The sequence below is a fragment of the Yersinia rochesterensis genome (genome assembly GCF_003600645.1).
Lineage (GTDB): Bacteria > Pseudomonadota > Gammaproteobacteria > Enterobacterales > Enterobacteriaceae > Yersinia > Yersinia rochesterensis.
The window spans coordinates 1,371,612-1,396,684 of record NZ_CP032482.1; the positions used below are offsets into that span (position 1 = coordinate 1,371,612).

The window sequence follows — 25,073 nt, forward strand, 5'->3', positions numbered from 1 at the left end:
CTCCTCCTTGTCTTAACCTACAACCAGGTTAAGCAGTTTGCCTGGGACATAGATGACTTTACGCACGGTAACGCCATCCAGGTATTTAGCCACCAAGTGCTCTTGACCAGCGCGCTCACGGACTTGCTGCTCAGTGGCATCGGCAGGCACAGTAATTCGGCCCCGCACTTTGCCATTAACCTGTATGACCACTAATTTAGAGTCTTCGACCATTGCTTGTTCATCTGCAATTGGCCATGGCGCGATATCAATATCACCTTCGCCACCCAGAGCTTGCCACAAGCTGAAGCAAACGTGAGGGGTGAATGGATATAGCATACGCACCACTGCCAGCAATGCTTCTTGCAACAGAGCGCGGTCTTGCTCAGTTTCCTGAGGTGCGCGGCCCAGCTTGTTCATCAACTCCATCACCGCAGCAATGGCGGTATTGAACGTTTGACGGCGGCCCACGTCATCAGTGACTTTGGCAATTGTTTTGTGCAACTCACGACGTAAAGATTTTTGTTCTTCCGTCAGGCTAGCGATATCCAGTGCGGCTACCGCCCCTTTAGTGGTGTGGTCAAACACCAAGCGCCAGACGCGTTTCAGGAAGCGGTTAGCGCCTTCTACACCAGATTCCTGCCACTCCAGCGTCATTTCTGCTGGTGAAGCAAACATCATAAACAGGCGCACGGTGTCGGCACCGTATTTTTCTACCATGATTTGTGGGTCGATACCGTTATTTTTCGATTTCGACATTTTGCTCATACCGGCATAAACCAGTTCATGGCCTTCGGCATCCGCTGCTTTAACAATGCGGCCTTTGTCATCACGCTCAACAATGGCATCAGCCGGAGAAACCCAAATGCGCTCACCGCTAGTGCCGGTGTAGTAGAAGGCATCCGCCAGCACCATACCCTGACACAACAGGCGCTTGGCGGGTTCATCTGAATTCACCAGACCGGCATCACGCAGCAGTTTGTGGAAGAAGCGGAAATACATCAGGTGCATGATGGCATGCTCAATCCCGCCGATGTATTGATCGACTGGCAGCCAGTAGTTAGCCGCCGCCGGATCCAGCATCCCTTCATCATATTGTGGGCAGGTGTAGCGCGCGTAATACCAGGAAGATTCCATAAAGGTATCGAAAGTATCGGTTTCACGCAGGCCAGGCATACCATTGACGGTGGTTTTAGCCCACTCAGGATCGGCCTTGATCGGGCTGGTAATACCATCCATGACGACATCTTCCGGCAGGATGACCGGCAGTTGATCTTCAGGTGTTGGCACTACAGTGCCGTCTTCCAGTGTTACCATCGGGATAGGCGCGCCCCAATAGCGTTGACGGGAAACACCCCAATCACGCAGACGGTAATTGACTTTGCGCTGACCGACACCCAGTGCGACCAGTTTGTCGGCGATAGCATTGAAACCATCTTCGTAATTCAGACCATCAAACTCACCCGAGTTAAACAGGGTGCCTTTTTCGGTCATCGCTTCCTGACTCAAGTCTGGCTCACTGCCGTCAGCCGCCAAAATGACCGGCTTGATTGGCAGGTTATATTTGGTCGCAAATTCCCAGTCACGAGCATCGTGGCCTGGAACCGCCATGACTGCACCGGTGCCGTAATCCATCAAGACAAAGTTAGCCGCCCAGATAGGCAGTTTTTCACCCGTCAGTGGATGGATGGCATACAGGCCGGTTGCCATGCCTTTTTTCTCCATCGTGGCCATTTCAGCTTCGGCAACTTTGGTGTTACGGCATTCAGCAACAAAATCAGCCAGTGCCGGGTTGGTGACCGCGGCTTGCAATGACAATGGATGGCCCGCAGCAACCGCCAGGTAGGTCACACCCATAAAGGTGTCTGGGCGAGTGGTGTAGACGGAGAATTTCTCTTCGCTGTCGGCGACATCGAAAACGATATCAACCCCTTCAGAGCGGCCAATCCAGTTACGTTGCATGGTCTTAACTTGTTCTGGCCAGCTTTCCAGCGTGTCCAGGTCATTAAGCAATTGGTCAGCGTAATCAGTGATTTTAATAAACCACTGTGGAATTTCTTTGCGTTCAACTTTGGTATCACAGCGCCAGCAGCAGCCGTCGATCACTTGCTCGTTAGCCAGAACAGTTAAGTCGTGTGGACACCAGTTAACCGCCGAGGTCTTTTTGTAGACCATGCCTTTTTCATACAACTTGGTGAAGAACCACTGTTCCCAACGGTAATAATCAGGTTTACAGGTGGCAATCTCGCGATCCCAGTCATAACCGAAGCCCAGTAATTTTAACTGGTTCTTCATATATTCGATGTTGTCGTAAGTCCAAGGGGCAGGTGCGGTGTTGTTTTTGACCGCCGCGCCTTCAGCTGGCAGGCCAAATGCATCCCAACCGATAGGCTGTAACACGTTTTTGCCCAGCATGCGCTGGTAACGGGAGATAACATCACCAATGGTGTAGTTACGAACGTGCCCCATATGTAGGCGCCCTGACGGATACGGCAGCATGGATAGGCAGTAATATTTTTCTTTGCTGGTATCTTCAGTGACTTTAAAAGTTTGCTTCTCTTGCCAGTGAAGCTGAACTTGCGTTTCGATATCTTCTGGGCGGTATTGCTCTTGCATGGCGGCCGGTGGTCCTATAGTGAAAAACAGCTACGCCTGTAGCATCATCTGTTTCATATCATAAAGAGAGATCCGCATAGCATAGCTGATAAGCGGCAGCGGCAACAACACTCTGCATCCTACAGGAGGCATTTTCTGCGCAGTGAATGGCAGAAATCATCAAAGTGACGCGAGAACAACCTGATGATGACGTGACTTCAGTCATTTACGACTAAAATTATTAACGTTAGCTTTAATATCAGAGTAAGTACCCGCAGATAACAGGAGCGAAGTAAGCAAAACAGGCACTTTATCCCTATTTCTTTGTCACAACTTTTGCTTTATCACAATTTGCTTTATCACAACCGTGGATCGAGGAGACTGTATGAACAAGGTAGCTCAATATTATCGTGAGTTGGTGGCATCACTGACTGAACGCTTGAAAAATGGTGAACGTGATATCGACAAGCTGGTGGACAGCGCTGAGCAGCGGCTAGATGTGTTAGAAGACTTAACTCGCAGTGAAGTCGAGCAAATTATTCAGGCGGTGCGGCGAGATCTGGAGGAATTTGCTCGTAGCTATGAAGAGAGTAAGGATGAATTTACTGATAGCGTATTTATGCGAGTTATTAAAGAAAGTTTATGGCAGGAGCTGGCTGATATCACCGACAAAACACAGTTGGAGTGGCGTGAGGTGTTCAAAGATGTCAGCCACCATGGGGTTTATCACAGTGGCGAGGTGGTCGGGCTGGGGAACCTGGTCTGTGAAAAATGCCATTATCACCTGGCTTTCTATACCCCAGAAGTGTTGCCGCTTTGCCCTAAATGTGGTCATGACCAATTTAATCGCCGGCCTTTCCAGCCCTAAAGCTGATTTAGGCTAAAAGAGACACTCCGCGCTGGCGGAGTGTCAAAAGCTTATTTGCCGTAGCGGGCAATACGTTCGACCAGTAAATCAATAAATCCTTTTCGATCAATGCCCATCAGAACTTCTGCATTAGGTTTATTGTCAGTGAGTTGGTAATAATCAACCACTGTCATCCCTTGGGTATATTCACCACGGGTTTCGATACCGACCCAACGTTCAATACTGGTGAATAATTCCGGTGCCAATAACCAGGCGATGGTGCAAGGATCATGCAATGGCGCACCTTGAAAACCCCAGCGCTCTTGTCGGTGATACAACATAAAGAAATCCAATAAGTCCGCAACTACCTCGGCGATTGGATTATTCAACTGACGAATTCTGTCAATGTCCTCATCCATCACTTGTGCTTGATGAGTGACATCCAACCCCGCCATGGTAATGGGGATTCCCGATTTAAAGACACGATCAGCTGCTTCGGGGTCAACAAAAATGTTAAATTCAGCCGCAGGCGTCCAGTTTCCTAACATCACCGCCCCGCCCATGATAACGATGCGGTCTATTTTGGCCGCCAGAGCACCATGGCCGGCCAGTAACAAAGCGACGTTAGTCAGAGGGCCGGTTGCCACCAAGGTCACGGGGTGAGGGCTGTCACGCAATATTCTCGCCATTAGTTCCACGGCATTTTCAGCTTGTGGCGCGAAGCCCGGATCAGGTAGCGATGGGCCATCTAAACCACTTTCACCGTGAACATTGTTAGCAATAATCAGTTCGCGCAGTAGCGGCTTCAATGCCCCCCCAGCCACCGGAATATCCTGGCGCTCAAGTAATGTCAAAATCCGCAGCGCATTGCGCAAAGTCTTATCGGGGGTTTGGTTGCCAGCACAGGTGGTCACGGCTTGTACATTCAGTTCGGGGGAGGTCAGAGCCAAAATCAGCGCAATAGCATCGTCATGGCCGGGATCGCAATCAATGATAATAGAGCGGGACATCACTTTTCCTCTTTTAGTGGCAGCATTCTTTGGAGGATGCGCACAATAAAATGGATAAGCAATCTCGGCGGGTGTAAAAAGAGAACCAGAGCAAATTTCCTCCCCCACCGGCGCAGGGGAGGAGGGCGGTTAATGCAGGATTTTCGCCAGGAAGTCTTTGGCACGGTCAGATTTAGGATTGTTAAAGAAATCATCTTTGTTACTGTCTTCGACGATTTTCCCTTCATCCATGAAAATAACCCGGTTAGCGACTTTACGGGCGAAGCCCATTTCGTGGGTCACTACCATCATGGTCATGCCCTCTAGCGCCAGTTTGACCATTACATCCAGCACCTCGTTGATCATTTCTGGGTCAAGGGCTGAAGTCGGTTCGTCAAACAACATGGCGATAGGGTCCATACACAGTGCGCGGGCAATCGCCACACGCTGTTGCTGGCCACCAGATAACTGAGAGGGGAATTTATCTGCGTGGGTGGTAAGACCGACACGCTCTAACAATTTTAGCCCTTTTTCCCGCGCTTCTGTTTTATCGCGTTTGAGCACTTTGACTTGTGCCAGTGTCAGGTTTTCAATGATAGACAAGTGTGGGAACAGTTCAAAATGCTGGAACACCATGCCGACTTTGGAGCGTAATTGCGCCAAGTTGGTGCCCTTATCATTCACGGCAATACCATTTACTGTAATGTTTCCTTTTTGAATTGGTTCCAGCCCATTAACAGTTTTGATTAAGGTCGATTTACCTGAGCCAGAAGGGCCGCAGACCACCACGACCTCGCCTTTTTTTACTTCGGTGGTGCAGTCAGCCAGCACCTGAAAGTGGCCGTACCACTTAGAAACATTTTTCAGGGAAATCATCAAACAGTCCTTTTCTTCAAATAGTTAACCAGCATCGACGCGGAAAAACTGATAACGAAATACACCAAACCGGCAAACAGCACCATTTCGACCTGAGTCCCGTCCCGCTCGCCAATAGTGGTCGCGGTGCGGAAGAAATCCGCCAGACTAAGGACATATACCAGCGATGTATCCTGAAATAATACAATCCCTTGGGTTAACAGCAATGGCACCATGGCGCGGAAAGCCTGGGGCAGAATAACCAGTCTCATTGACTGACCTTGGGTCATGCCCAACGCCAGAGCTGCAGAGGATTGCCCACGAGAGATGCTTTGGATCCCGGCACGGATAATTTCTGAGTAATAAGCCGCTTCAAATAATGAAAAGGCTACCATGGCAGAGATTAAGCGAATATCAGTTTTTGGTGATAAGCCCAGCACATTTTGTAATAAGCTCGGAACCACCAGATAAAACCACAGCAGCACCATCACCAAAGGAATAGAGCGGAACACGTTGACATAGGCGGTGGCAAACCAACGGATGGCTTTAATCGGCGACAGCCGCATCACGGCCAGAATCGTGCCCCAGATAATCCCAAAGACAATGGCGATAAGGGTTATTTTGGCGGTAACGGCCAAACCTTGCAGCAGATATGGCAGGCTGGGGGCGATGGAACTCCAATCAAATTCGTACATTATTTACTCCCCAGATTGCCGGGCAACTGCACTTTCTTTTCAACTAATCGCATCAACAACATGATGATAGCGTTGATCAATACATAACCAAGGGTGATGGCAGTAAACGACTCATAGGCGTGAGCTGAGTAATCCAGCAATTTCCCTGCTTGTGCCGCCATATCCACCAGCCCGATTGTTGATGCAATCGCTGAGTTTTTAACCAAATTGAGCATTTCTGAGGTCATCGGGGGAATAATGACCCGATAGGCATTGGGCAATAAAACATAGCGGTAAGTTTGCGGCAGAGTTAACCCCATCGCCAAACCCGCCGCTTTTTGACCTCGAGGCAGTGATTGAATCCCGGCACGTACCTGTTCACAAACACGAGCGGCGGTAAATAAACCCAGACACATCATTGATGAAAGGAAGAACTGGATATTCGGATCTAACTCACTTTTGAACCACATGCCAAGATTGGTCGGTAAAAGCTCAGGGACCACCAGATACCAGGTAAAGAATTGCACAATAAGCGGCACATTACGGAACAGCTCGACGTAAGTGGCCCCTATGGTAGACAGAATGCGGTTGGGAACTGTTCTTAAAATCCCAAATAATGAACCTACGAAGAAAGCGATAACCCAAGCGCACAATGATAATGCGACAGTGACCTGAAAGCCGGACCAAATCCAGCCGAAATAGGTGGTATTACCGAAAGGGGCAGGTTGCAAGAAAATGCCCCAGTTCCAGTCTATTGACATAACAAACTCCCTTAAAAGGATGGATAAGCCACCCTGATGACTGATGATCCAATGCGTTGCGGCTTCCCGAGGGTTAACAAAAAAATGCGGAGTGGGGAACGGCCACCCCGCATTCATTTCCTGTATCCCATCGGTTCATCATCAATCTGTAGGGTAGGCATCGCCCACCCTGATTATTATTGTTAGTTCAATGCTTTATCGTTAGGGGCTTTGAACAGCACCTTCATTTCATCAGACAGTGAGAAATTCAGGTTAAGATTTTTAGGTGGAATTGGGTTTTTGAACCAGCGATCAAAGGACTTTTCAGCCACACCAGAGGTTTGTGCGGTGGCAATGGTTTCATCCAGCAGAGCTTTAAAGGCTGGGTCGTTTTTACGCAACATACAGCCGTAAGCTTCCTGAGATTGCGGAGTACCGACGATGTCCCATTGATCCGGTTTCTTGGCTTTTGCTCGCTCGCCAGCCAGCAAAGCATCATCCATCATAAAGGCCACTGCGCGGCCACTTTCCAAGGTACGGAAAGAGTCACCGTGGTCTTTGGCGCTGATGATGCGCATATTCATGTTGTCTTTTTCATTCAATTTATTGAGCAAGACTTCAGAGGTGGTGCCCGATGTCACGACCACAGGTTTTCCAGCTAACTCTTTGAAATCTTTGATTTCAGAACCTTTTTTGGTCAGTAAACGGGTACCGACAACAAAAATGGTGTTAGAAAATGCGGCTTGTTGCTGACGTTCGAGGTTATTCGTGGTGGAACCACACTCGAAATCAAAGGTTCCATTTTGCAGTAACGGAATGCGGTTCTGCGAAGTAATGGGGATGAGTTTCACTTGCAGGTCGGGTGCATTAAGTTTTTTCTTGATCGCATCGACGATCAAGTTGGAATAATCTTGTGAATAACCAACCACTTTCTGTTGATTATCATAATAAGAGAATGGAACGGAAGACTCACGGTGGCCGACCACGATAACGCCGTTATCTTTGATCTTCTTCAGTGTGTCAGCAGAAGCATCTGCCTTTACTGCTTCTTCTGCTTGGGCTACACCACTTGCCATCCCAGCTAACAGTAGCGCTAACGCCAATTTACGCATATGCATGGTCCAACTCCTTTAATGTTGTTTTTTACTTAATATTTTCTAACTCGATGTTGTGATACTTAAAATGTAGTCATGTTAAAAACAAGAAATACCCAAAAATCGTCTTATTTTTTGGTGCTTGCATAACCAAAGATATTTGTTGGTCAACCCGCTATTTTCATTGTTACTTGTATCAGATTATCTTTAAAAAATAGCAAATTGTTATGCAAATGATGAATAAATGTTTGTTTTTTGGGACGCAAATCGCACCAAATAGAGGCAGTAAAACAGTACCGCACTATTAGGGTGCGTGATGCGCCCCATAAATGTGCGGGCGAATAACCGCTATTTCTTCATTCGAAACTGACCTTCGCCGATTCACTGAGGGAATCCCCTTTGATGGCTGAATACAAGCTAGATATGAGGAAATAACTAACACTATTTGATTAGAAACAATGCAAGGTCTGTGCCAGTCGAGGGAAAGTTGTGCGGATAAATAGCCCTGTTTATCAGGGCTAAGAAATATTATCTGGGGGAGATGAGTTAATTAACCTGTAGCCAATCATGGAATACTATCAATTAGCTTAAGTATTGCCTCATTTTAACAGCAGGTTAGCTTAATTGATGACTAACTTAATTGATGATTATTGATAGCCAAATGAGCTTTAAAAACTTCCAGCGCGGTTGGAACGTTTTCTTTCTCTACATGTTTCTCTGGGTTCCACAAGTCAGCAAAGGTGATTGCGCGGCCACAGTGGATAAATACTTCATCGACTTCAATCACTAACACGCTGCGAGCGGGGTGGCCGTTTTGGCTAAAACGCTCACACAGTTGTGGGTCGATGGATATTTTTGCCCGGCCATTCACCCTGAAACCTTCAGTCCAACCGGGGATCAAGAACAAGATGCCGATAAATGGGTTATGCAGCAAATTACGAATACCATCCAGGCGGTTATTGCCCGCCCTGTCTGGCAACATCAGTGTTTTGCTATCCTGCACATGAATAAAACCCGCATCCCCGCCTTTGGGCGAACAGTCTATTCCATTAGCGCCCAGAGTCCCCAACACCGCGAAAGGTGCGGCGGCAATCAGCTTTTTGGCATAATCATCAATGTGATCTATTTGTTTTTTCAACACGTTCTGATTGGGCGAGGCGTAATGCTCACTTAATTGTGCTTCAGTCGTGAGGATATATTCAGGTTTCAATGACATAAGGCGCTCAGGTTACTTTGGTTTATTTTTGTCAGGGCGACAGCGGACAGCACGATATAACGTCAATGCCGCCAGTACCAAGGTGATAATCCACATTGGCCACGAGCCAAAGCGGGCATAAGGGGTCATGCCGATCGTTGGCGTGACTTTAACTTCCAGGACTTGCTGGGTGAACTGTGGAATTTGTGCCAAGACTTCACCGCTTGGGCCAACTGCCGCCGTAATACCATTATTGGTACTGCGCAACAGAGGGCGACCTAATTCGAGGGCGCGCATGCGTGCCATTTGGAAATGCTGCCATGGCCCGATAGAGTGACCAAACCATGCATCATTAGAGACCGTTAGCAAGAAGTTGGTATCCGGCCTGAAGTTATCTCGAACCTGTTGGCCCAAGACGATTTCATAACAAATAGCGGCAGTCAGGTTAAACCCGGCCACATTTAACTGTGGCTGCACATAATCGCCGCGGCTGAATGTCGACATAGGTAAATCAAACAGCGGCGCCAGTGGGCGCAGCAGGGACTCAAGCGGCACAAACTCACCAAAGGGTACCAAGTGGTGTTTGCTATAGCGATTACGGGTCGGATATTGGTAGGGTTCTTTATCGCCTAACACAATGATACTGTTGAAGAAGTGGTAACCATTACCCTCCGGCCGGCGCTGTGCATCTACAATCCCGGTGATCAAGCTGCTGTGATTGGCCCGCATTAGGTCATCAACCATCGTCAGGAAGCCGGTTTGATCAGTTTCAATATCAGGAATGGCAGATTCTGGCCAGATGATAATGGGAGCTTTACCCATAAATGGGCGGGTCTCATCCAGATAGACTTGCAGAGTCGATAGCAGGACTTTAGGGTCCCACTTCATTGACTGAGCAATATTACCTTGCACCATCGCCACATTAACCGCGCGTTCAGGTTCCGGTGTGAACCAATGTAATTGGCGCAGCGGCCACGGCAGTAATAACATGGCTACTGCAATAATTGCCGCAGTTATCCGGCGTTGATAACAGGCGTAAACCAGTAATCCGCTGATGGACATCAGCATGAAAGTGATGCCATCGACGCCAAGAATGGGGGCAATACCGCGTAGTGGGCCATTGATTTGGCTATAACCAAATTGTAGCCATGGGAAGCCAGTTAATACCCAACCGCGCAAGAATTCAGTCAACTGCCACACCACGGGGGCCGCAATCGCCAGTCTCCACCAAGTCGCCTTCGGGCATATGCGGGCTAATACACCGGCAAACAGCATGGTATAGAGCGAAAGATACGCCGCCAGCAATACCACCAGGAAGATATTGATGGCCGTCGGCATGCCGCCAAATTCAGAGATACTGACATAAACCCAGTTAACGCCAGTGCCAAACAGCCCCATACCCCAACAAAAGCCGATAAAAGCGGCTTGTTTGGTGCTGCGATTCAATGTCAGGCTGAGTAAACCAAACAGTGAAACAATGGCTGCGGGCCAACTATCAAATGGTGAATAGGCCAGCGTACCGCAGGCGCCAAAAAATAGCGCCAGTAGGGCGCGAACCCACTGGCGTTGACGGAGTGAAGCGATAGGCATCGAGGATTTATTCTTCCAGTTTTGGTTGCGGAGCATCATCCGGGATTTTCACATGAACCTGAATAATACGTCGGCTATCTGCCATGGCAACTTTAAATAAGTAACCTTCAATTTCAATGGTTTCACCGCGGGCAGGTAAATGACCAAACGCCTGCATCACCAAACCACCAATAGTGTCCACTTCATCGTCGCTGAAATGGGTGTTGAAGACTTCATTGAAATCTTCAATGGGTGTCAGCGCACGAATCGTGTATGTGTGCCGACTGAGTTGACGAACGTCTCTATCTTCTTCATCGTCATACTCATCTTCTATTTCGCCAACGATCAGCTCAAGAATATCTTCAATGGTCACCAGGCCTGAAACGCCACCAAACTCATCAATGACAATAGCCATATGATAGCGTTGGGAGCGGAACTCTTTCAGCATCCGATCGACACGCTTACTTTCCGGCACTACAACCGCCGTCCGTAAGACTTTATCAATACTGAATGGCTCGGAATCTGTACGCATAAACGGCAGCAAATCCTTGGCCATTAGGATACCTTCGATGTGATCTTTATCTTCACTGATCACCGGAAAGCGGGAGTGAGCAGATTCAATAATCACATCCAGACACTCATCCAGCGTTTGATTACGCTTTAGTGTGACCATCTGAGAGCGGGGGATCATGATGTCCCGTACGCGCTGTTCGGCGATATCCATCACGCCTTCCAGCATGTCGCGGGTATCGGGATCGATCAAATCGTTTTGCTCAGAATCACGGATAAGCTCTACCAGATCACCACGGTTCTTAGGTTCGCCGTGGAATAACTGGTTAAGAATGAGAGTAAAGAACCCTTTCTTGGGACTGGGGCTATCATTGTTTTGTGAGTGGTCGTCGCTCATGGCGTTTTAGTTAAGTTTACCTATGTTATACCCTTCGCATTTGAAGCCGCAGGGGTGTTCGCTGCGCTCTTTCACCCAAATCACTTACTTGTGTAAGCTCATTGGGATTCGTTCGCTTGCGGCCTACCTGCAACGTCAATTTCTTTGGGTAAAAATTATATTATCGGCAGCGGTAAATTCACACCGCCGACAGCTTTTGTTCATACTTACCAGATAATTCATACTTATCAGATAATTTACACCTGATAGGGTGAATTTACTCGGGGTCTTTCTCTGAAATATACGGGTCTGGGTAGCCCAAACTTTGCATTATTTCAGTCTCAATCGACTCCATTTCTTCTGCTTCATCGTCAACGATGTGGTCATACCCTAGCAGATGGAGACTGCCGTGAACAACCATATGCGCCCAATGAGCCAGTAGTGCTTTCTCTTGCTCAACTGCTTCTTGTTCAACTACCTGACGGCAAATGATTAAATCACCGAGTAATGGCAGTTCAATCTCAGGTGGGGCCTCAAAGGGAAAAGACAAGACATTGGTCGATTTATCTTTACCGCGATAGGTCAGATTCAGCTCATGGCTTTCTGCTTCATCAACCACACGGATAGTGACTTCGGAGACTTCCTGAAATTGCGGCAATACAGCTTCCAACCAATGTTGAAAATCGGCTTCGGTCGGTAAACCCTGGCTATCGGCACTGGCAATTTGTAAATCGAGAATAACTTGGCTCACGGAGCCTCCTGCTCAGACGGGGTATGGGTTTCCCGCTTACGTTGTTCGGCAATCGCATCTTTACGTTTTTGTTCTGCGGCTTCCCAAGCTTCATAGGCAATGACGACGCGAGCGACAACTGGGTGGCGCACCACATCTTCGCTATGGAAGAAATTAAAGCTCAACTCCTCTACCTCTGATAACACTTCAATGGCATGGCTTAAGCCGGATTTCTGGTGGCGTGGCAAATCAGTTTGCGTAACATCACCGGTAATCACCGCTTTGGAGTTGAAGCCCATGCGGGTCAGGAACATTTTCATCTGTTCAACTGTCGTGTTTTGGCTTTCATCCAGAATGATAAACGCGTCATTCAGTGTGCGGCCGCGCATATACGCCAGCGGAGCCACTTCAATTACATTGCGCTCAATCAGTTTTTCAACGCGCTCAAAGCCCAGCATTTCAAACAGAGCATCATAGAGCGGGCGTAGATAAGGGTCGACTTTTTGGCTGAGATCACCGGGTAAAAAACCCAGCTTTTCACCGGCTTCAACCGCTGGGCGGGTCAGCAAAATACGCCGTACATTTTGGCGCTCCAAAGCATCGACAGCTGCAGCAACAGCCAGGTAGGTTTTACCGGTACCGGCAGGGCCAATCCCGAAAGTAATATCATGGTCGAGAATATTGGCGATGTATTGTGCCTGATTTGGTGTGCGAGGCTTAACCATCCCGCGTTTGGTGCGGATGGTCACGGCTTTCCCGTAATCCGGCACACTCTCAGCGGTTTGCTCTAATACCCGGCTTTCCTTCACCGCGAGGTGAATATCTTCTGGTGTGATATCTGGGATAACACCACGAATCGGAGCGGTATCGACATACAGATGGCGCAGGATATCTGCCGCTGCAACAACGCAGATATTCTTACCGACTAATTTGAAACGGTTATCACGACGATTAATTTCAATACCTAACCGGCGTTCCAACTGCTTGATATTGTCATCAAAAGGGCCGCACAAACTCAGCAGGCGCTGATTATCGGCGGGTTCCAGCAAGATTTCTTGTGTCACTACGTGCAAACTGTTTCTCTGAGTCACTGCGTTCCTCTGGGTCACTTAGGGCCGGTTTATTTGAAACTTGGCTGTAACTCCCATTGCTGGGGGATATCATTCACAAAAATTGGTTGTGTGATATCACGGCTATACGTCAATCATACATGTCATTTGTGAATTATTCATGGTGCACGGTACTGACGCAAGTTTACTTATGAATCCGTGCCTTCGACCCCTATTGAAATAGCGGCTCATGAATGGCGCAACTTAAAAAATCCGAATCTGCGCAGCGCGCCGCTAAAATAAAATAGGCACTGACAATGCAGTGCCTGCTGGTGCGTGCTGGCTCGAAAAATCGAAATCAGGGCTGATAAAGGCCGACACCTATCTCATTTTCTTTGCGGGTTCGGGCAATGACTGATTGCGGTGACTCATGAGTCCGCAGATCCATTTGGTCCTCAGTACGCACCAACATGCCGCGGAGTGAACTGGCATAAACATCAACAATTTCAACATCAACGAATTTGCCGATCATCTCAGGAGTGCCTTCAAAGTTGACCACCCGGTTATTTTCGGTGCGGCCTGCCAATTCCATGAGGTTTTTACGGGATGTGCCTTCCACCAAAATGCGCTGCACAGTGCCCACCATCTCGCGGCTAATTTCCATTGCTTGCTGAATAATGCGCTCTTGTAGGATGTGTAATCGCTGTTTTTTCTCCTCGTCAGAAACATCATCCGGGAGTTCTGCCGCAGGTGTGCCGGGGCGTGAGGAGTAAATAAAGCTGTAACTGGTGTCAAAACGAATATCCGCGACCAGCTTCATGGTTTGCTCAAAATCTTGCTGAGTTTCACCGGGGAAACCAATGATAAAATCAGAGCTAATCTGGATATCAGGACGCGCCTGACGCAATTTGCGGATAATCGCTTTGTATTCCAGCGCGGTATGCGCCCGTTTCATCATGGTCAAAATGCGGTCAGAGCCACTTTGTACTGGCAGATGTAGGAAACTCACCAGCTCGGGCGTATCTCGATAAACATCAATGATATCATCAGTAAATTCAATCGGATGGCTGGTGGTGAAACGCACTCTATCAATACCATCAATAGCGGCAACTAGCCGCAATAGCTCGGCAAAACTACAGATATCGCCGTCATAAGTGGCACCACGATAAGCATTTACATTCTGCCCGAGTAAATTCACTTCCCGCACGCCTTGAGCTGCTAACTGTGCGATTTCAAACAAGATATCGTCACTTGGTCGGCTGACTTCTTCACCTCGGGTGTATGGTACAACACAGAATGTGCAGTATTTATTGCAACCTTCCATGATGGAGACAAAGGCCGTAGGGCCATCAGCGCGCGGCTCCGGCAAACGGTCAAATTTTTCAATTTCTGGAAAACTGATATCCACCACTGGGCTATGAGTACCTTTTACGTGGTTAATCATTTCCGGCAAGCGGTGCAGAGTTTGTGGCCCAAAAATCACATCAACACAAGGGGCGCGCTGGCGCAGATGCTCACCTTCTTGTGATGCGACACAACCGCCCACACCGATAATGAGTTCCGGATTTTTTTCTTTTAGCAGTTTCCAGTGGCCTAGCAAGCTAAACACTTTTTCTTGGGCTTTTTCGCGAATGGAGCAAGTGTTGAGCAGCAATAAATCCGCTTCTTCCGGGATATCTGTCAACTGGTAACCATGGGTACTGGCCAGTAAATCAGCCATTTTAGATGAATCATATTCGTTCATCTGGCAGCCCCAAGTTTTGATGTGTAGTTTTTTTGTCATTGTCTATCTACCGCCAAGAATTCATCTTAAAAGTCACATCGCGTTCGGCGCAGTGCTCTGGGTTGTGTGCCGTCATAGAATAGTGGGTAGCACAAAGGCTCCATGATTATGGGGCTATTGTAGTCATTTGCAGTTGCGATGACCACCGCATAACGGCTTACTTATTCTGTGGAGTGATGAAAAATCCGGTACACTGCATGCAGACAAAATGCAGGTATTATTTTAACTTTGAAGAATAGCCAAAATGGATAAATCGCAACCAAATTATGATGTTGTGGTCGTGGGTGGCGGTATGGTTGGGGCTGCCGCCGCACTTGGGTTAGCACAAACTGGCTGGTCAGTGGCGTTACTGGAGCATGAGGCTCCGCTGCCATTTGAAGCTGAAAGTGCTCCGGATTTGCGAGTTTCTGCGATTGGATGCACGTCGGTGTCTTTGCTTAAACAGCTTGGGGCCTGGTCACCGGTGCAGCAGATGCGCTATGCGCCTTATCGCCGGCTGGAGACATGGGAACAGCCGGGTTCTCAAGTCGTCTTTGATGCGGCCTCGCTGTCTTTACCTGAATTAGGTTTTATGGTCGAGAACCGGGTTTTACAGTTAGCGCTGTGGCAACAGATGACAGAATGCCCCAATTTGACGTTACTGTGCCCATCACGGCTGCAAACGATGGTCAGAGTAGAAGACTACTGGAAAATCACCTTAGATGCGCAGCAAGAGATACAGAGCCATTTAGTGATAGGCGCGGATGGAGCCAATTCTTTGGTACGCCGTTTAGCTGGAATTGGCACCAGTGGTTGGCAATATCGGCAGTCTTGTATGTTAATTACCGTCGAGACCGATACTGCCCAGCAAGACACTACCTGGCAGCAGTTTTTCCCTTCTGGCCCAAGAGCATTCCTACCTTTGTTTGATAACTGGGCATCATTGGTTTGGTACGACAGCCCGCAGCGCATTCGGCAGCTTCAAATGATGCCGATGGCACAATTGAATCAAGAAATTACCGCAGCTTTTCCGTCCCGTCTGGGGGCCGTTAAGGCCATTGCTGCAGGTTCTTTCCCCTTGGTTCGCCGCCATGCGCAGCAATATGTGCAGCCGGGGTTAGTATTATTGGGCGATGCAGCTCATACCATTAATCCGTTGGCCGGGCAGGGGGTTAATTTGGGATATCGGGATGTGGATGCTTTGCTGGAGGTATTGAATCAGGCCCGCGAACAGGCTGAATCTTGGCACAGTGAGCCGGTGTTATTACGTTATCAGCGCCGTCGCCGTACCGATAATCTGATTATGCAAAGTGGGATGGATGTGTTTTACACTGCATTTAGTAATGATTTACCCGCCGTGAAATTTGCGCGGAATTTGGCACTGATGGCAGCTCAACGCGCCGGCAAACTTAAAGAGCACGCGTTGAAGTATGCATTAGGGTTGTAGATATTTTAATGAATTGTCGCCAGAAAAATTGTTTCCTGGCGATTGTGGGCGCAGTTTTCAACATTTTGTTGAAAAACAAAACTCAAATGCTGAAAAGCAAAACTCAAATTTTATCGCAGTGAAAAAACAAAATGCAGAAAAGCAAAAAGCCCGCCGAAGCGCTGGTGAATCCCCAGAAAAAAGGACAGGCATAGAGAAAATATGATCTACTGATTGTGCAACCAATTCAGCGAGATCAACTCTATGCCTGCCCGTAAAGTATGCCAGAACTTTTTCCGGGGCGCTTTAGCCCCGTTTCATCAATATCGTCAAAATGCCCTGATTGATGCAACCGTTGCATTGACGCGTGGCGCTTCTCTGACCCTGACCAGTATCGGACGCCATCTGCCGGGAACCGCTCAGGTAAAACACAAGATAAAACGGGTTGACCGGCTGTTAGGTAATACGGCTCTTCACCATGACATCCCTCTGATATTTCGTAATATTACTTCGTTACTTACGCGCCGACTTCCCTGGTGTGTTATTGCTGTTGACTGGAGTGGTTATCCCTCACAGGCATTCCACGTCTTACGCGCCAGCCTGATTTGTGATGGTCGTTCCATCCCGTTAATGAGCCAAATTGTTCCCTCGCATAACCAACAGAATGCATTGATACAAAAAGAGTTCCTGAATTCTATCGCCACCGCTATTGCGCCTGATAAAAAGGTACTCATCGTCACTGACGCCGGTTTTCAAAATGCCTGGTTTCACCATATTAAATCATTGGGTTGGGATTTTATCGGGCGAGTCAGAGGCAATATCCAGCTCCGGCTGGATAAAAAAGGTGAGCACTGGTTCAGGCGGCAGGAATTATCGGCCAGTGGCCAACCTGAATATCTGGGGCCGGGGACACTCGCACGTGCAGAATATGCCCGCTGTGATGGTCACTTTTACCTGCATAAAAAGGAACCCAAAGGGCGGCAGAATAAACGTGCCCGTTGCCGGATATCTCGCTATTCGCAGGAGCGGGACGGACGCGCCGCAGCAAAAGAACCGTGGCTTATTTTTAGCAGTACAGAGGAGTTTAAACCACGTGAAGTCATGAAGTTATACAGTCGCAGGATGCAGATAGAGCAGAATTTTCGCGATGAGAAAAGTGAACGTTTTGGCTTTGGGCTTCGCGCCAGTCACAGCCGCACAGCGGGGCGTATACTGGTGTTAAGTCTTCTGGCAACGTTAAGCACGGCAGTATTATGGTTACTTGGCTATCATGCTGAAAATAAAGGGTTACATCTGAGGTATCAGGCTAACAGCCTTAAGTCACGACGGGTTATATCTTATCTGACATTAGCGGAGAATATCTTGCGACACTCTCCGCTAATTTTAACGCGAACAGCACTGGATGCAGTTCTTAATCACCTCGCCAAAACCTACCGAAGTATGGTGTTGGTTTATTAGCGCTGAATTAGTGGGGATCCCTCAGCGCCGAAGCGAGCTTTTCTAAATTTGGCTGGGGTACGAGGATTCGAACCTCGGAATGCTGGAATCAGAATCCAGTGCCTTACCGCTTGGCGATACCCCAAAAGATGGTGGCTACGACGGGAATCGAACCTGTGACCCCAGCATTATGAGTGCTGTGCTCTAACCAGCTGAGCTACGTAGCCATCTTAAAATCTTTAACCTTGAGAAATTGTATGGCTGGGATACCAGGATTCGAACCTGGGAATGCCAGGATCAAAACCTGGTGCCTTACCGCTTGGCGATATCCCAACTGAAATACAATTCTTTTACTGACTTAGTACAACTCGCGTCTAACAGTGTTTGTGTTTAACGACAAACCATTTCAGAGAAATGGCTGGGATACCAGGATTCGAACCTGGGAATGCCAGGATCAAAACCTGGTGCCTTACCGCTTGGCGATATCCCATCTACTGTGACAACCGATGAAAATGGTGCGGGAGGCGAGACTTGAACTCGCACACCTTGCGGCGCTAGAACCTAAATCTAGTGCGTCTACCAATTTCGCCACTCCCGCATACATAAAAAAAGATGGTGGCTACGACGGGAATCGAACCTGTGACCCCAGCATTATGAGTGCTGTGCTCTAACCAGCTGAGCTACGTAGCCATCTTTTTTCTGCACAACCTTCATCGGCGTTGCGGGGCGCATTATGCGTATATGGCCGAATTGCGTCAACTAATTTTTTCCCAAAAAAGCGCTGAAGGGGTTTGTTTGTTTGGCTTGTGAACAGTCTGGTGATTAAAGCAGCACTTATAGTGATTAATTGTTGAATTTGCCAACAAAAGACAAGGCCACCCGTGGGCGGCCTTGAAAGCAACATAGTCGAACAAGCAGAGTCACACCCCGCCATTGGGTTCAATTATTTATAGGCATCCTGATGCACACCTACAGCGCGCCCTGATGGGTCATCCATGCTTTTGAATGATTCATCCCACTCAATAGCTTTAGCTGATGAACATGCGACTGACGGGCCGCCAGGTACGCACTCAGCGGCGCTTGGTAGTGGGAATAACTCTTCAAAAATTTCGCGATACAAATAACCCTCTTTTGAAGACGGCGTATTGTATGGGAAACGGAAATGAGCAGTTTCCATCTGTTGATCAGTGACTTGCTCGGCTGCTTTCTCTTTTAATGTGTCAATCCAACTGTAACCCACACCATCGGAGAATTGTTCTTTCTGACGCCAGGCGACGCTATGTGGCAGATAGGATTCAAAACATTCACGCAGGACATGTTTTTCCATTTTCCCATTGCCGCACATTTTATCCTGCGGGTTAATCCGCATTGCGACATCAAGGAAGTTTTTATCCAGGAAAGGTACTCGGGCTTCAACACCCCAGGCAGACATGGCTTTGTTGGCACGGGCACAGTCATACATATGCAAGGCTAATAGTTTGCGCACAGTTTCTTCATGCAATTCTTTGGCGTTAGGTGCTTTGTGGAAATAGAGATAACCGCCAAAGACTTCATCAGAGCCTTCACCCGACAGCACCATTTTGATACCCATCGCCTTGATTTTACGTGACATCAAGTACATTGGTGTTGAGGCGCGGATGGTGGTGACATCATAGGTTTCAATGTGATAAATCACATCACGGATGGCATCCAGACCTTCCTGCACGGTGAAATGAATTTCATGGTGCACAGTCCCTAAATGGTTGGCAACTTCTTTTGCCGCACGCAAATCGGGCGAGCCAATCAGGCCAACAGCAAAGGAGTGCAGTTGTGGCCACCAAGCTTCACTGCGCTCATCGTCTTCGACACGGCGAGCGGCAAACTTTTTGGTGATGGCAGAAATCACAGAGGAATCCAGCCCACCGGACAGCAGCACGCCGTAAGGTACGTCAGACATCAAATGACTTTTTACCGCGTCTTCTAATGCGTTCGCCAGTTCAACTTTGTCAGTTACGTTGTTTTTGACATTATCGAAATCAAACCAGTCACGATGATAATATTCGCGAATTTCGCCATCCTGGCTCCACAGATAGCTCCCAGCAGGGAATTCTTTGATGGTGCGGCAAATCGGCACCAAGGCTTTCATTTCGGAAGCAACGAACATATTACCGTGTTCATCATGGCCCATATACAGCGGGATAATACCCAAATGATCACGGCCAATCAGATAGGCATCTTTTTCTGTATCGTATAAAACGAAAGCGAACATGCCTTGCAAATCATCAAGGAATTCAGGCCCTTTCTCCTGGTACAGTGCCAGAATAACTTCGCAGTCAGACCCGGTTTGGAATTCATAGCAGTCAGCGTATTGCTGGCGCAATGCTTGATGATTATAGATTTCACCATTGACTGCCAGAATGTGCGTGTGAGCAGCATTATACAGCGGCTGAGCACCTGTATTGACGTCAACAATAGATAAGCGTTCATGGGCGAGTATGGCTTTATCATTTGCCCACACACCAGACCAGTCTGGGCCGCGGTGGCGCATTAAACGTGACATTTCCAGCGCTTTTTTGCGTAATTCAATGGGGTCGGTTTTAAGGTCGAGGACCCCGAAAATAGAACACATAATAATCTCCCTAACTTTTCTGCTTTGGCGGTGAGGATGTTGAATTTTAGTCAGTCATCGCTGGAACTGTTTTCTCATACTTGCCTGTGATTGATGCAAGCTATGCCCAATGACGATGCATTCATCCGATTAGTTTGTAGAAAACATGCAAAAAATACGCCAATTTATGATGCTGCGGGGAAGTGCGCGCAGCTAACAACCCTGCAGCTTTAAGGACTAAGGGTATAAAAAGAAAATGCGCCAAAAGAGGGCGTAATGGCAAGAAACTTTGGTGCGTTGCACTAAAAAAGGGCGCAACTTGGAAAAGGATAGCGGCGAAAAGGGGAGTATGGCGGCCATGACCGCCAACTGAAATTAGATGATGTCAATTTCTGCAACGGAGGGGTAAACATAGCTTGGGCGGAATGGCATCGCTTCAATATCCGTTAATGTCGAGACACCGGATAGCACCAAAATAGTCTCAAGACCCGCCTGGAAGCCCGCCAAAATATCAGTACGCAGGTTATCCCCCACAATGACGGTGCTTTCTGAATGCGCCTGCATTTTATTCAGTGCAGCACGGATAATCCATGGGCTAGGTTTGCCGACATAAAATGGCTTACGGCCAGAAATTTTCTCGATAGGTGCACACAATGCGCCACAGGCCGGTGAAAAACCGTGACCATGGCTATCGGGGTTGGTGGCAATAAAACGCGCCCCATTGGCGACGAAATAGGCCGCTTTATGCATCATATCCCAGTTGTATGAGCGGGTTTCACCCACAATCACAAAATCAGGATTGATATCAGTAATGGTAAAACCTGCTTTATACAATTCGTGAACTAATGCGCCTTCACCCACCACATAGGCTTTTTTACCATCTTGACGGCGCAGAAAATCGGCCGTTGCCATTGCTGAGGTATAAAAAGCACTTTCCGGCACTTCCAGCCCCGCAGAATGAAAACGGTTAGCCAGATCCTGAGCCGTTTGTGAGGGATAGTTGGTCAAAATAACCAGCGGCATTCCGGCTTCTTGAATTCGGGCCAGAAATACATCAGCACCGGGTACTGGGTGATTATCATGCAACAACACACCATCGATATCGCAAATAACGCTTTTAATTGTCATTGTTTAAATTACTCTTTTAGCCGCAGCAATGAGCCACTATAACATGGCCGATGGTGAAGTTGACCCTGCCAAAGTCTTATCTATAAGGGATTAATTTTCTAACAAGCGTTGCAGTAATACGCCGTTCAACATGGCGCGCTTGGCCAAGGCAAAAGCCCCAATGGCTGATTGATGGTCAAGCTGAGAAGTGACCACGGGGAGATTTTGGCGGAAGTTTTTCAGCACTTGTGTATTTATGCAACCTTGAATGGCGGGGAGCAGGATTTTATGGGCTTCAATAATTTCCCCGGCAATCACGACTTTTTGCGGGTTAAACAAGTTGATCGCAATGGAGATGGCTTTCCCCAAGTAGCGGCCGACGTGTTCAATCACCTCACTTGCCAGCAAATCGCCTTTGTTCGCGGCCTTGCAGATGGCACTAATATGGCAATCATCCAAGGTTAACTTGCTCGGATAGCCCTGCGTGAGCAAGTGGCGTACGCGGTTTTCAATAGCCGCATTAGATGCCACGGTTTCCAGGCAACCAAAATTACCGCAATAGCAGCGCTCGCCAAGGGGATCAATTTGAATATGGCCTATCTCACCTACGTTGCCATTGCTGCCTAAAAATATTTGGCTGTTAACAATGATACCGGCGCCAGTACCGCGGTGCAGACGAACCAAAATGGAGTCTTCGCAGTCACGGGTTGCACCAAAATAGTGCTCAGCCAGTGCCAAACTACGAATATCGTGGCCGACGAAGCTGGCGACATTAAACCGATTTTGCAGATTTTCGACTAACGGCCAGTTGCTAATATTGATATGTGGCATATAGCGCACGATACCTTTGCTCGGCTCAACTAATCCGGGGAGAATGACGGCGATGGCGATCAGTTCACGTAATTTGCGCTGATAAGCTTCAATAAACTGACTGATTATATTAAATAATGCGTGTTCGAGAGTTTCTTGTGTGCGCTCAGGTAGGGGATAGTGCTCTTCACCCAGCGACTTACCGCTCATATCAAACAGTGTGATAGTGGCATCATGGCGGCCCAAACGGACAGCGATGGTATGGAATTGGCGATTTTCGGTCACGATAGAAATCGCCCGGCGACCACCGGTGGAGGCTTGCTGATCGACTTCTTTGATCAGCCCGCGCTCCAACAGTTGACGAGTAATTTTGGTGACACTGGCGGGAGCTAGCTGGCTGAGATCGGCAATTTGAATGCGCGAAATCGGGCCTTGCTGATCAATAAGCCGATAAACAACGGCGCCATTGAGTTGTTTCACAAGATCCACATTACCAATTTGTGACTGTACGCCGGTGCTCATCAATAAAATTACTCGCTTATTTTAAAACCTCGTTGCCGTTAACGATGGTTTTAGTGATTTTATAATCGCGGGTAAAGGCAGTCAGGTTGGCCACTTTGCCAGCTTCAATACTCCCTAACTGCTTATCCACGCCAATCGCGCGGGCCGCATAAAGTGTCGCCATGCGCAATGCTTCGTCCAGTGCAATGCCAACATGCTCAACACTATTTTGTACCGCTTCTATCATGGTCAGTGCTGAACCGCTTAGTGTGCCATTCTCATCCACACATAAACCATTGCGATAGTATATTGTTTTACCAGCAAAAATAAATTGATCAATTTCAGCACCCGCGCCAGCCGGAGCAGTTGCATCAGTGACCAGCACCAACTTTTCGCCTTTCAGCTTCTTCGCATTACGAATGTTGGCCCAATCTACATGTAACCCATCAGCAATGACGCCAGTGTACACTTCTGGCGTGTCGAAAATTGCCCCAATAAGGCCCGGTTCGCGCCCAGAGATGTAAGGCATTGCATTATAAAGATGCGTGGCAAAGCGGATACCGGCGGCAAAACCTTGACGAGCTTGCGGATATGTCGCATTTGAATGACCGGCAGAAACCAAAATACCGGCTTCTGTCAGCTGACGAATATATTTGGTGTCAACCATTTCTGGAGCCAAAGTCACTTTGGTAATGACATCAGCATTGGCACACAGATAATCAATCATTTCAGCGCTAGGTTTACGGATAAACGCCGGGTTATGAGTGCCTTTTTTCTGTGGGCTAATATAAGGCCCCTCCAGATGCAGGCCTAAAGCCTGATGCTGGTTTTTTTGCAGATATGCACGCATGACATCAATGCCGTGCTTCATATATTCATCACTGCAAGTAATCAGTGTTGGCAGGAAGCTGGTGCATCCTGACTTTTCATTCGCGCGCTGCATGATTTCCAGCGTCTTTTCGGAGATGGCCTCAAGCGAATCATTGAATTGCACACCACCACAGCCATTAAGCTGAACATCAATAAAACCGGGGGCCAGAATGGCACCACCTAAGTCGCGTACCTCAATGCCAGCCGGAAGTTCACCGGCAGGACAGATACGTTCGATCAATCCGTTAGCCACGACAACAGCGTGATTATCCAGTACTTCATGGCTGGTATAAATACGGCCGTGAGTTAAAGCGTACATCTTAGCCCCCTAATAATTTTTACAGATTCTTGATGTTTTCAGCTTCTAACTCACTGAAATATTTTACAGTTTTAACCTTCAATTCCATCGTCGATGGTTCATCGCACACCACGATGGCTTTAGCATGCAGTTGCAGGCAACTGATGGTCCACATGTGGTTGATGCTGCCTTCGACTGCGGCTTGCAAGGCTTGCGCTTTACCGCGACCGGTCACCAGAATCATCACTTCTTCAGCATCTAACAATGTGCCTACACCGACGGTAAGTGCATATTTCGGCACGAGGTTTGCATCACCACCAAAGAAGCGTGAGTTCGCGATGCGAGTTTCTTCGGTCAGGGTTTTGATGCGGGTGCGAGAGGCTAAAGAAGAGGCCGGTTCATTAAAGGCAATGTGGCCATCAACACCCACGCCACCCATGAACAGGTTAATTTTGCCGTAAGACTTCATTTTTTCTTCGTAACGACGACATTCTTCATCGATATCAGGCGCGTTACCATTCAGCAGATTGATATTTTCAGCAGGGATATCGACATGATCAAAGAAGTTTGTGTGCATGAAGGTGTAGTAGCTTTCTGGGTGCGCTTGCGGCAACCCAACATATTCATCCATGTTGAAAGTGACCACATTCTTGAAGCTAACTTCGCCTGCTTTATACAGCGCAACCAAGTGCTTATACGCTTCCATCGGTGTGCCGCCAGTGGGCAGACCCAGTACAAATGGACGCTCGGCGGTTGGTTTAAATGCATTGATGCGGTTAACGATATAACGTGCGGCCCATTTACCAACTTCTGTGGTGTTTTTCAGTGGGATAAGTCTCATCTTGCACCTCTTTGATTACTAATAGTGGCTATACTCTACGCGGATTGAATCATTCAGATAAGCGTAACTCAGATTTTGACTCATGCGCTGGTACAATGCTTCGTTCATTTTTCGAATGATAAAATAAGTTTTGTGTCATGGCTAGTGCATTGGTGCTTTTTGACTGGTTTTTGGTGACATTTATCACAAAATAGGGGGTTTTAATTTGCGTTACGAAATAAATTTTTTACAC

Annotated in this window: 21 protein-coding genes and 6 tRNA genes; 4 read left to right on the plus strand and 23 right to left on the minus strand. The window is 47.9% G+C overall.

All coding sequences use genetic code 11. From position 1 onward, the window contains the following. Positions 1 to 12: 12 nt before the first annotated feature. Positions 13 to 2,595 carry a leucine--tRNA ligase gene (gene leuS, locus DXZ79_RS06440; protein ID WP_038634777.1) on the minus strand — a complete coding sequence of 861 codons (2,583 nt, stop codon included), beginning with the start codon at positions 2,593 to 2,595 and terminating at the stop codon, positions 13 to 15. A 364-nt stretch (positions 2,596 to 2,959) separates the two neighbouring features. On the opposite strand from leuS, the gene DXZ79_RS06445 reads away from it, so the two are divergent. Beyond that, positions 2,960 to 3,442: a zinc ribbon-containing protein gene (locus DXZ79_RS06445; RefSeq protein WP_038634773.1), complete on the plus strand. Its 483-nt coding sequence runs from the start codon at positions 2,960 to 2,962 to the stop codon at positions 3,440 to 3,442. A 50-nt stretch (positions 3,443 to 3,492) separates the two neighbouring features. Here the strand turns inward: DXZ79_RS06445 and rihA are convergent, their stop codons facing one another. From rihA to miaB, 11 genes are all read right to left on the minus strand, one after another. Further along, positions 3,493 to 4,431, minus strand: a complete 939-nt coding sequence (rihA, locus tag DXZ79_RS06450) for a pyrimidine-specific ribonucleoside hydrolase RihA (protein ID WP_050291451.1) — start codon at positions 4,429 to 4,431, stop codon at positions 3,493 to 3,495. Between the two features lie 129 nt (positions 4,432 to 4,560). After that, complete coding sequence (locus DXZ79_RS06455) at positions 4,561 to 5,286, minus strand: amino acid ABC transporter ATP-binding protein (RefSeq protein WP_004390594.1); 726 nt, start codon at positions 5,284 to 5,286, stop codon at positions 4,561 to 4,563. Then, positions 5,286 to 5,960 (minus strand): glutamate/aspartate ABC transporter permease GltK, encoded by a 675-nt coding sequence (gltK, locus tag DXZ79_RS06460; RefSeq protein ID WP_032819850.1) that lies wholly within the window; start codon positions 5,958 to 5,960, stop codon positions 5,286 to 5,288. The genes DXZ79_RS06455 and gltK overlap by 1 nt, the downstream gene beginning before the upstream one ends. Beyond that, positions 5,960 to 6,700, minus strand: a complete 741-nt coding sequence (locus DXZ79_RS06465) for an amino acid ABC transporter permease (RefSeq protein ID WP_038634768.1) — start codon at positions 6,698 to 6,700, stop codon at positions 5,960 to 5,962. Before DXZ79_RS06465 ends, gltK begins: the two co-directional genes overlap by 1 nt. Before the next feature lie 182 nt (positions 6,701 to 6,882). Further along, positions 6,883 to 7,797: an amino acid ABC transporter substrate-binding protein gene (locus DXZ79_RS06470; RefSeq protein ID WP_042562351.1), complete on the minus strand. Its 915-nt coding sequence runs from the start codon at positions 7,795 to 7,797 to the stop codon at positions 6,883 to 6,885. A 607-nt stretch (positions 7,798 to 8,404) separates the two neighbouring features. Continuing rightward, positions 8,405 to 8,989, minus strand: a complete 585-nt coding sequence (locus tag DXZ79_RS06475) for an MSMEG_1061 family FMN-dependent PPOX-type flavoprotein (protein WP_038634765.1) — start codon at positions 8,987 to 8,989, stop codon at positions 8,405 to 8,407. Between the two features lie 12 nt (positions 8,990 to 9,001). After that, entirely contained in the window at positions 9,002 to 10,558 is a 1,557-nt protein-coding gene (lnt, locus tag DXZ79_RS06480; protein ID WP_038634762.1) for an apolipoprotein N-acyltransferase, read from the minus strand. A gap of 7 nt (positions 10,559 to 10,565) precedes the next feature. Next, a complete protein-coding gene (gene corC / locus DXZ79_RS06485) occupies positions 10,566 to 11,444 on the minus strand; it encodes a CNNM family magnesium/cobalt transport protein CorC (protein WP_005158416.1) in 879 nt (292 codons plus the stop codon). A gap of 256 nt (positions 11,445 to 11,700) precedes the next feature. Next, positions 11,701 to 12,174 carry an rRNA maturation RNase YbeY gene (gene ybeY / locus DXZ79_RS06490; RefSeq protein WP_120011163.1) on the minus strand — a complete coding sequence of 158 codons (474 nt, stop codon included), beginning with the start codon at positions 12,172 to 12,174 and terminating at the stop codon, positions 11,701 to 11,703. Beyond that, positions 12,171 to 13,244 (minus strand): PhoH family protein, encoded by a 1,074-nt coding sequence (locus DXZ79_RS06495; RefSeq protein WP_172667604.1) that lies wholly within the window; start codon positions 13,242 to 13,244, stop codon positions 12,171 to 12,173. The genes ybeY and DXZ79_RS06495 overlap by 4 nt, the downstream gene beginning before the upstream one ends. Before the next feature lie 316 nt (positions 13,245 to 13,560). Next, complete coding sequence (gene miaB / locus DXZ79_RS06500) at positions 13,561 to 14,985, minus strand: tRNA (N6-isopentenyl adenosine(37)-C2)-methylthiotransferase MiaB (RefSeq protein WP_050291450.1); 1,425 nt, start codon at positions 14,983 to 14,985, stop codon at positions 13,561 to 13,563. 244 nt (positions 14,986 to 15,229) lie between these two features. On the opposite strand from miaB, the gene ubiF reads away from it, so the two are divergent. Genes ubiF through DXZ79_RS06510 form a run of 3 tightly spaced genes read left to right on the plus strand, consistent with a single transcriptional unit; the run spans position 15,230 to position 17,848 of the window. Continuing rightward, positions 15,230 to 16,411 carry a 3-demethoxyubiquinol 3-hydroxylase gene (gene ubiF / locus DXZ79_RS06505; RefSeq protein ID WP_050291449.1) on the plus strand — a complete coding sequence of 394 codons (1,182 nt, stop codon included), beginning with the start codon at positions 15,230 to 15,232 and terminating at the stop codon, positions 16,409 to 16,411. Between the two features lie 13 nt (positions 16,412 to 16,424). Then, on the plus strand, positions 16,425 to 16,616 hold the full coding sequence (locus DXZ79_RS20650) for a hypothetical protein (RefSeq protein ID WP_162928731.1): 192 nt from the start codon (positions 16,425 to 16,427) through the stop codon (positions 16,614 to 16,616). Positions 16,617 to 16,654: 38 nt separating this feature from the next. Next, a complete protein-coding gene (locus DXZ79_RS06510; protein ID WP_120011132.1) occupies positions 16,655 to 17,848 on the plus strand; it encodes an IS4 family transposase in 1,194 nt (397 codons plus the stop codon). A gap of 49 nt (positions 17,849 to 17,897) precedes the next feature. Here the strand turns inward: DXZ79_RS06510 and DXZ79_RS06515 are convergent. From DXZ79_RS06515 to nagB, 11 genes are all read right to left on the minus strand, one after another. Beyond that, positions 17,898 to 17,972: transfer RNA gene (locus DXZ79_RS06515), tRNA-Gln, on the minus strand. A gap of 5 nt (positions 17,973 to 17,977) precedes the next feature. Next, positions 17,978 to 18,054 (minus strand) — tRNA-Met (locus DXZ79_RS06520). A 31-nt stretch (positions 18,055 to 18,085) separates the two neighbouring features. Continuing rightward, positions 18,086 to 18,160 (minus strand) — tRNA-Gln (locus DXZ79_RS06525). A gap of 82 nt (positions 18,161 to 18,242) precedes the next feature. Next, a tRNA-Gln gene (locus tag DXZ79_RS06530) sits at positions 18,243 to 18,317 on the minus strand. Positions 18,318 to 18,340: 23 nt separating this feature from the next. Then, positions 18,341 to 18,425 (minus strand) — tRNA-Leu (locus DXZ79_RS06535). Positions 18,426 to 18,440: 15 nt separating this feature from the next. Further along, positions 18,441 to 18,517 (minus strand) — tRNA-Met (locus DXZ79_RS06540). Between the two features lie 253 nt (positions 18,518 to 18,770). Next, positions 18,771 to 20,435: an asparagine synthase B gene (asnB, locus tag DXZ79_RS06545; RefSeq protein ID WP_038634751.1), complete on the minus strand. Its 1,665-nt coding sequence runs from the start codon at positions 20,433 to 20,435 to the stop codon at positions 18,771 to 18,773. 354 nt (positions 20,436 to 20,789) lie between these two features. Continuing rightward, positions 20,790 to 21,542: an HAD-IIA family hydrolase gene (locus DXZ79_RS06550; protein ID WP_038634749.1), complete on the minus strand. Its 753-nt coding sequence runs from the start codon at positions 21,540 to 21,542 to the stop codon at positions 20,790 to 20,792. Positions 21,543 to 21,632: 90 nt separating this feature from the next. Further along, positions 21,633 to 22,853 (minus strand): DNA-binding transcriptional regulator NagC, encoded by a 1,221-nt coding sequence (gene nagC / locus DXZ79_RS06555; RefSeq protein ID WP_038634747.1) that lies wholly within the window; start codon positions 22,851 to 22,853, stop codon positions 21,633 to 21,635. A gap of 16 nt (positions 22,854 to 22,869) precedes the next feature. Next, a complete protein-coding gene (nagA, locus tag DXZ79_RS06560) occupies positions 22,870 to 24,021 on the minus strand; it encodes an N-acetylglucosamine-6-phosphate deacetylase (protein ID WP_120011164.1) in 1,152 nt (383 codons plus the stop codon). 19 nt (positions 24,022 to 24,040) lie between these two features. Further along, the gene (gene nagB / locus DXZ79_RS06565; RefSeq protein WP_038634741.1) at positions 24,041 to 24,841 is read right to left on the minus strand and encodes a glucosamine-6-phosphate deaminase; all 801 of its coding nucleotides are present in this window, start codon (positions 24,839 to 24,841) and stop codon (positions 24,041 to 24,043) included. Positions 24,842 to 25,073 lie beyond the last annotated feature (232 nt).

What these genes read in the sequence shown, in the direction of transcription:
- ubiF (WP_050291449.1), top strand. Translation starts at nt 15,230, where the DNA reads ATGGATAAATCGCAACCAAATTATGATGTTGTGGTCGTGGGTGGCGGT.
- DXZ79_RS06455 (WP_004390594.1), bottom strand. Translation starts at nt 5,286, where the DNA reads ATGATTTCCCTGAAAAATGTTTCTAAGTGGTACGGCCACTTTCAGGTG.
- leuS (WP_038634777.1), bottom strand. Translation starts at nt 2,595, where the DNA reads ATGCAAGAGCAATACCGCCCAGAAGATATCGAAACGCAAGTTCAGCTT.
- gltK (WP_032819850.1), bottom strand. Translation starts at nt 5,960, where the DNA reads ATGTACGAATTTGATTGGAGTTCCATCGCCCCCAGCCTGCCATATCTG.
- DXZ79_RS06550 (WP_038634749.1), bottom strand. Translation starts at nt 21,542, where the DNA reads ATGACAATTAAAAGCGTTATTTGCGATATCGATGGTGTGTTGTTGCAT.
- corC (WP_005158416.1), bottom strand. Translation starts at nt 11,444, where the DNA reads ATGAGCGACGACCACTCACAAAACAATGATAGCCCCAGTCCCAAGAAA.
- nagA (WP_120011164.1), bottom strand. Translation starts at nt 24,021, where the DNA reads ATGTACGCTTTAACTCACGGCCGTATTTATACCAGCCATGAAGTACTG.
- DXZ79_RS06470 (WP_042562351.1), bottom strand. Translation starts at nt 7,797, where the DNA reads ATGCATATGCGTAAATTGGCGTTAGCGCTACTGTTAGCTGGGATGGCA.
- nagC (WP_038634747.1), bottom strand. Translation starts at nt 22,853, where the DNA reads ATGAGCACCGGCGTACAGTCACAAATTGGTAATGTGGATCTTGTGAAA.
- DXZ79_RS06475 (WP_038634765.1), bottom strand. Translation starts at nt 8,989, where the DNA reads ATGTCATTGAAACCTGAATATATCCTCACGACTGAAGCACAATTAAGT.
- asnB (WP_038634751.1), bottom strand. Translation starts at nt 20,435, where the DNA reads ATGTGTTCTATTTTCGGGGTCCTCGACCTTAAAACCGACCCCATTGAA.
- miaB (WP_050291450.1), bottom strand. Translation starts at nt 14,985, where the DNA reads ATGACAAAAAAACTACACATCAAAACTTGGGGCTGCCAGATGAACGAA.
- DXZ79_RS06445 (WP_038634773.1), top strand. Translation starts at nt 2,960, where the DNA reads ATGAACAAGGTAGCTCAATATTATCGTGAGTTGGTGGCATCACTGACT.
- nagB (WP_038634741.1), bottom strand. Translation starts at nt 24,841, where the DNA reads ATGAGACTTATCCCACTGAAAAACACCACAGAAGTTGGTAAATGGGCC.
- DXZ79_RS06465 (WP_038634768.1), bottom strand. Translation starts at nt 6,700, where the DNA reads ATGTCAATAGACTGGAACTGGGGCATTTTCTTGCAACCTGCCCCTTTC.
- rihA (WP_050291451.1), bottom strand. Translation starts at nt 4,431, where the DNA reads ATGTCCCGCTCTATTATCATTGATTGCGATCCCGGCCATGACGATGCT.
- lnt (WP_038634762.1), bottom strand. Translation starts at nt 10,558, where the DNA reads ATGCCTATCGCTTCACTCCGTCAACGCCAGTGGGTTCGCGCCCTACTG.
- DXZ79_RS06510 (WP_120011132.1), top strand. Translation starts at nt 16,655, where the DNA reads ATGCCTGCCCGTAAAGTATGCCAGAACTTTTTCCGGGGCGCTTTAGCC.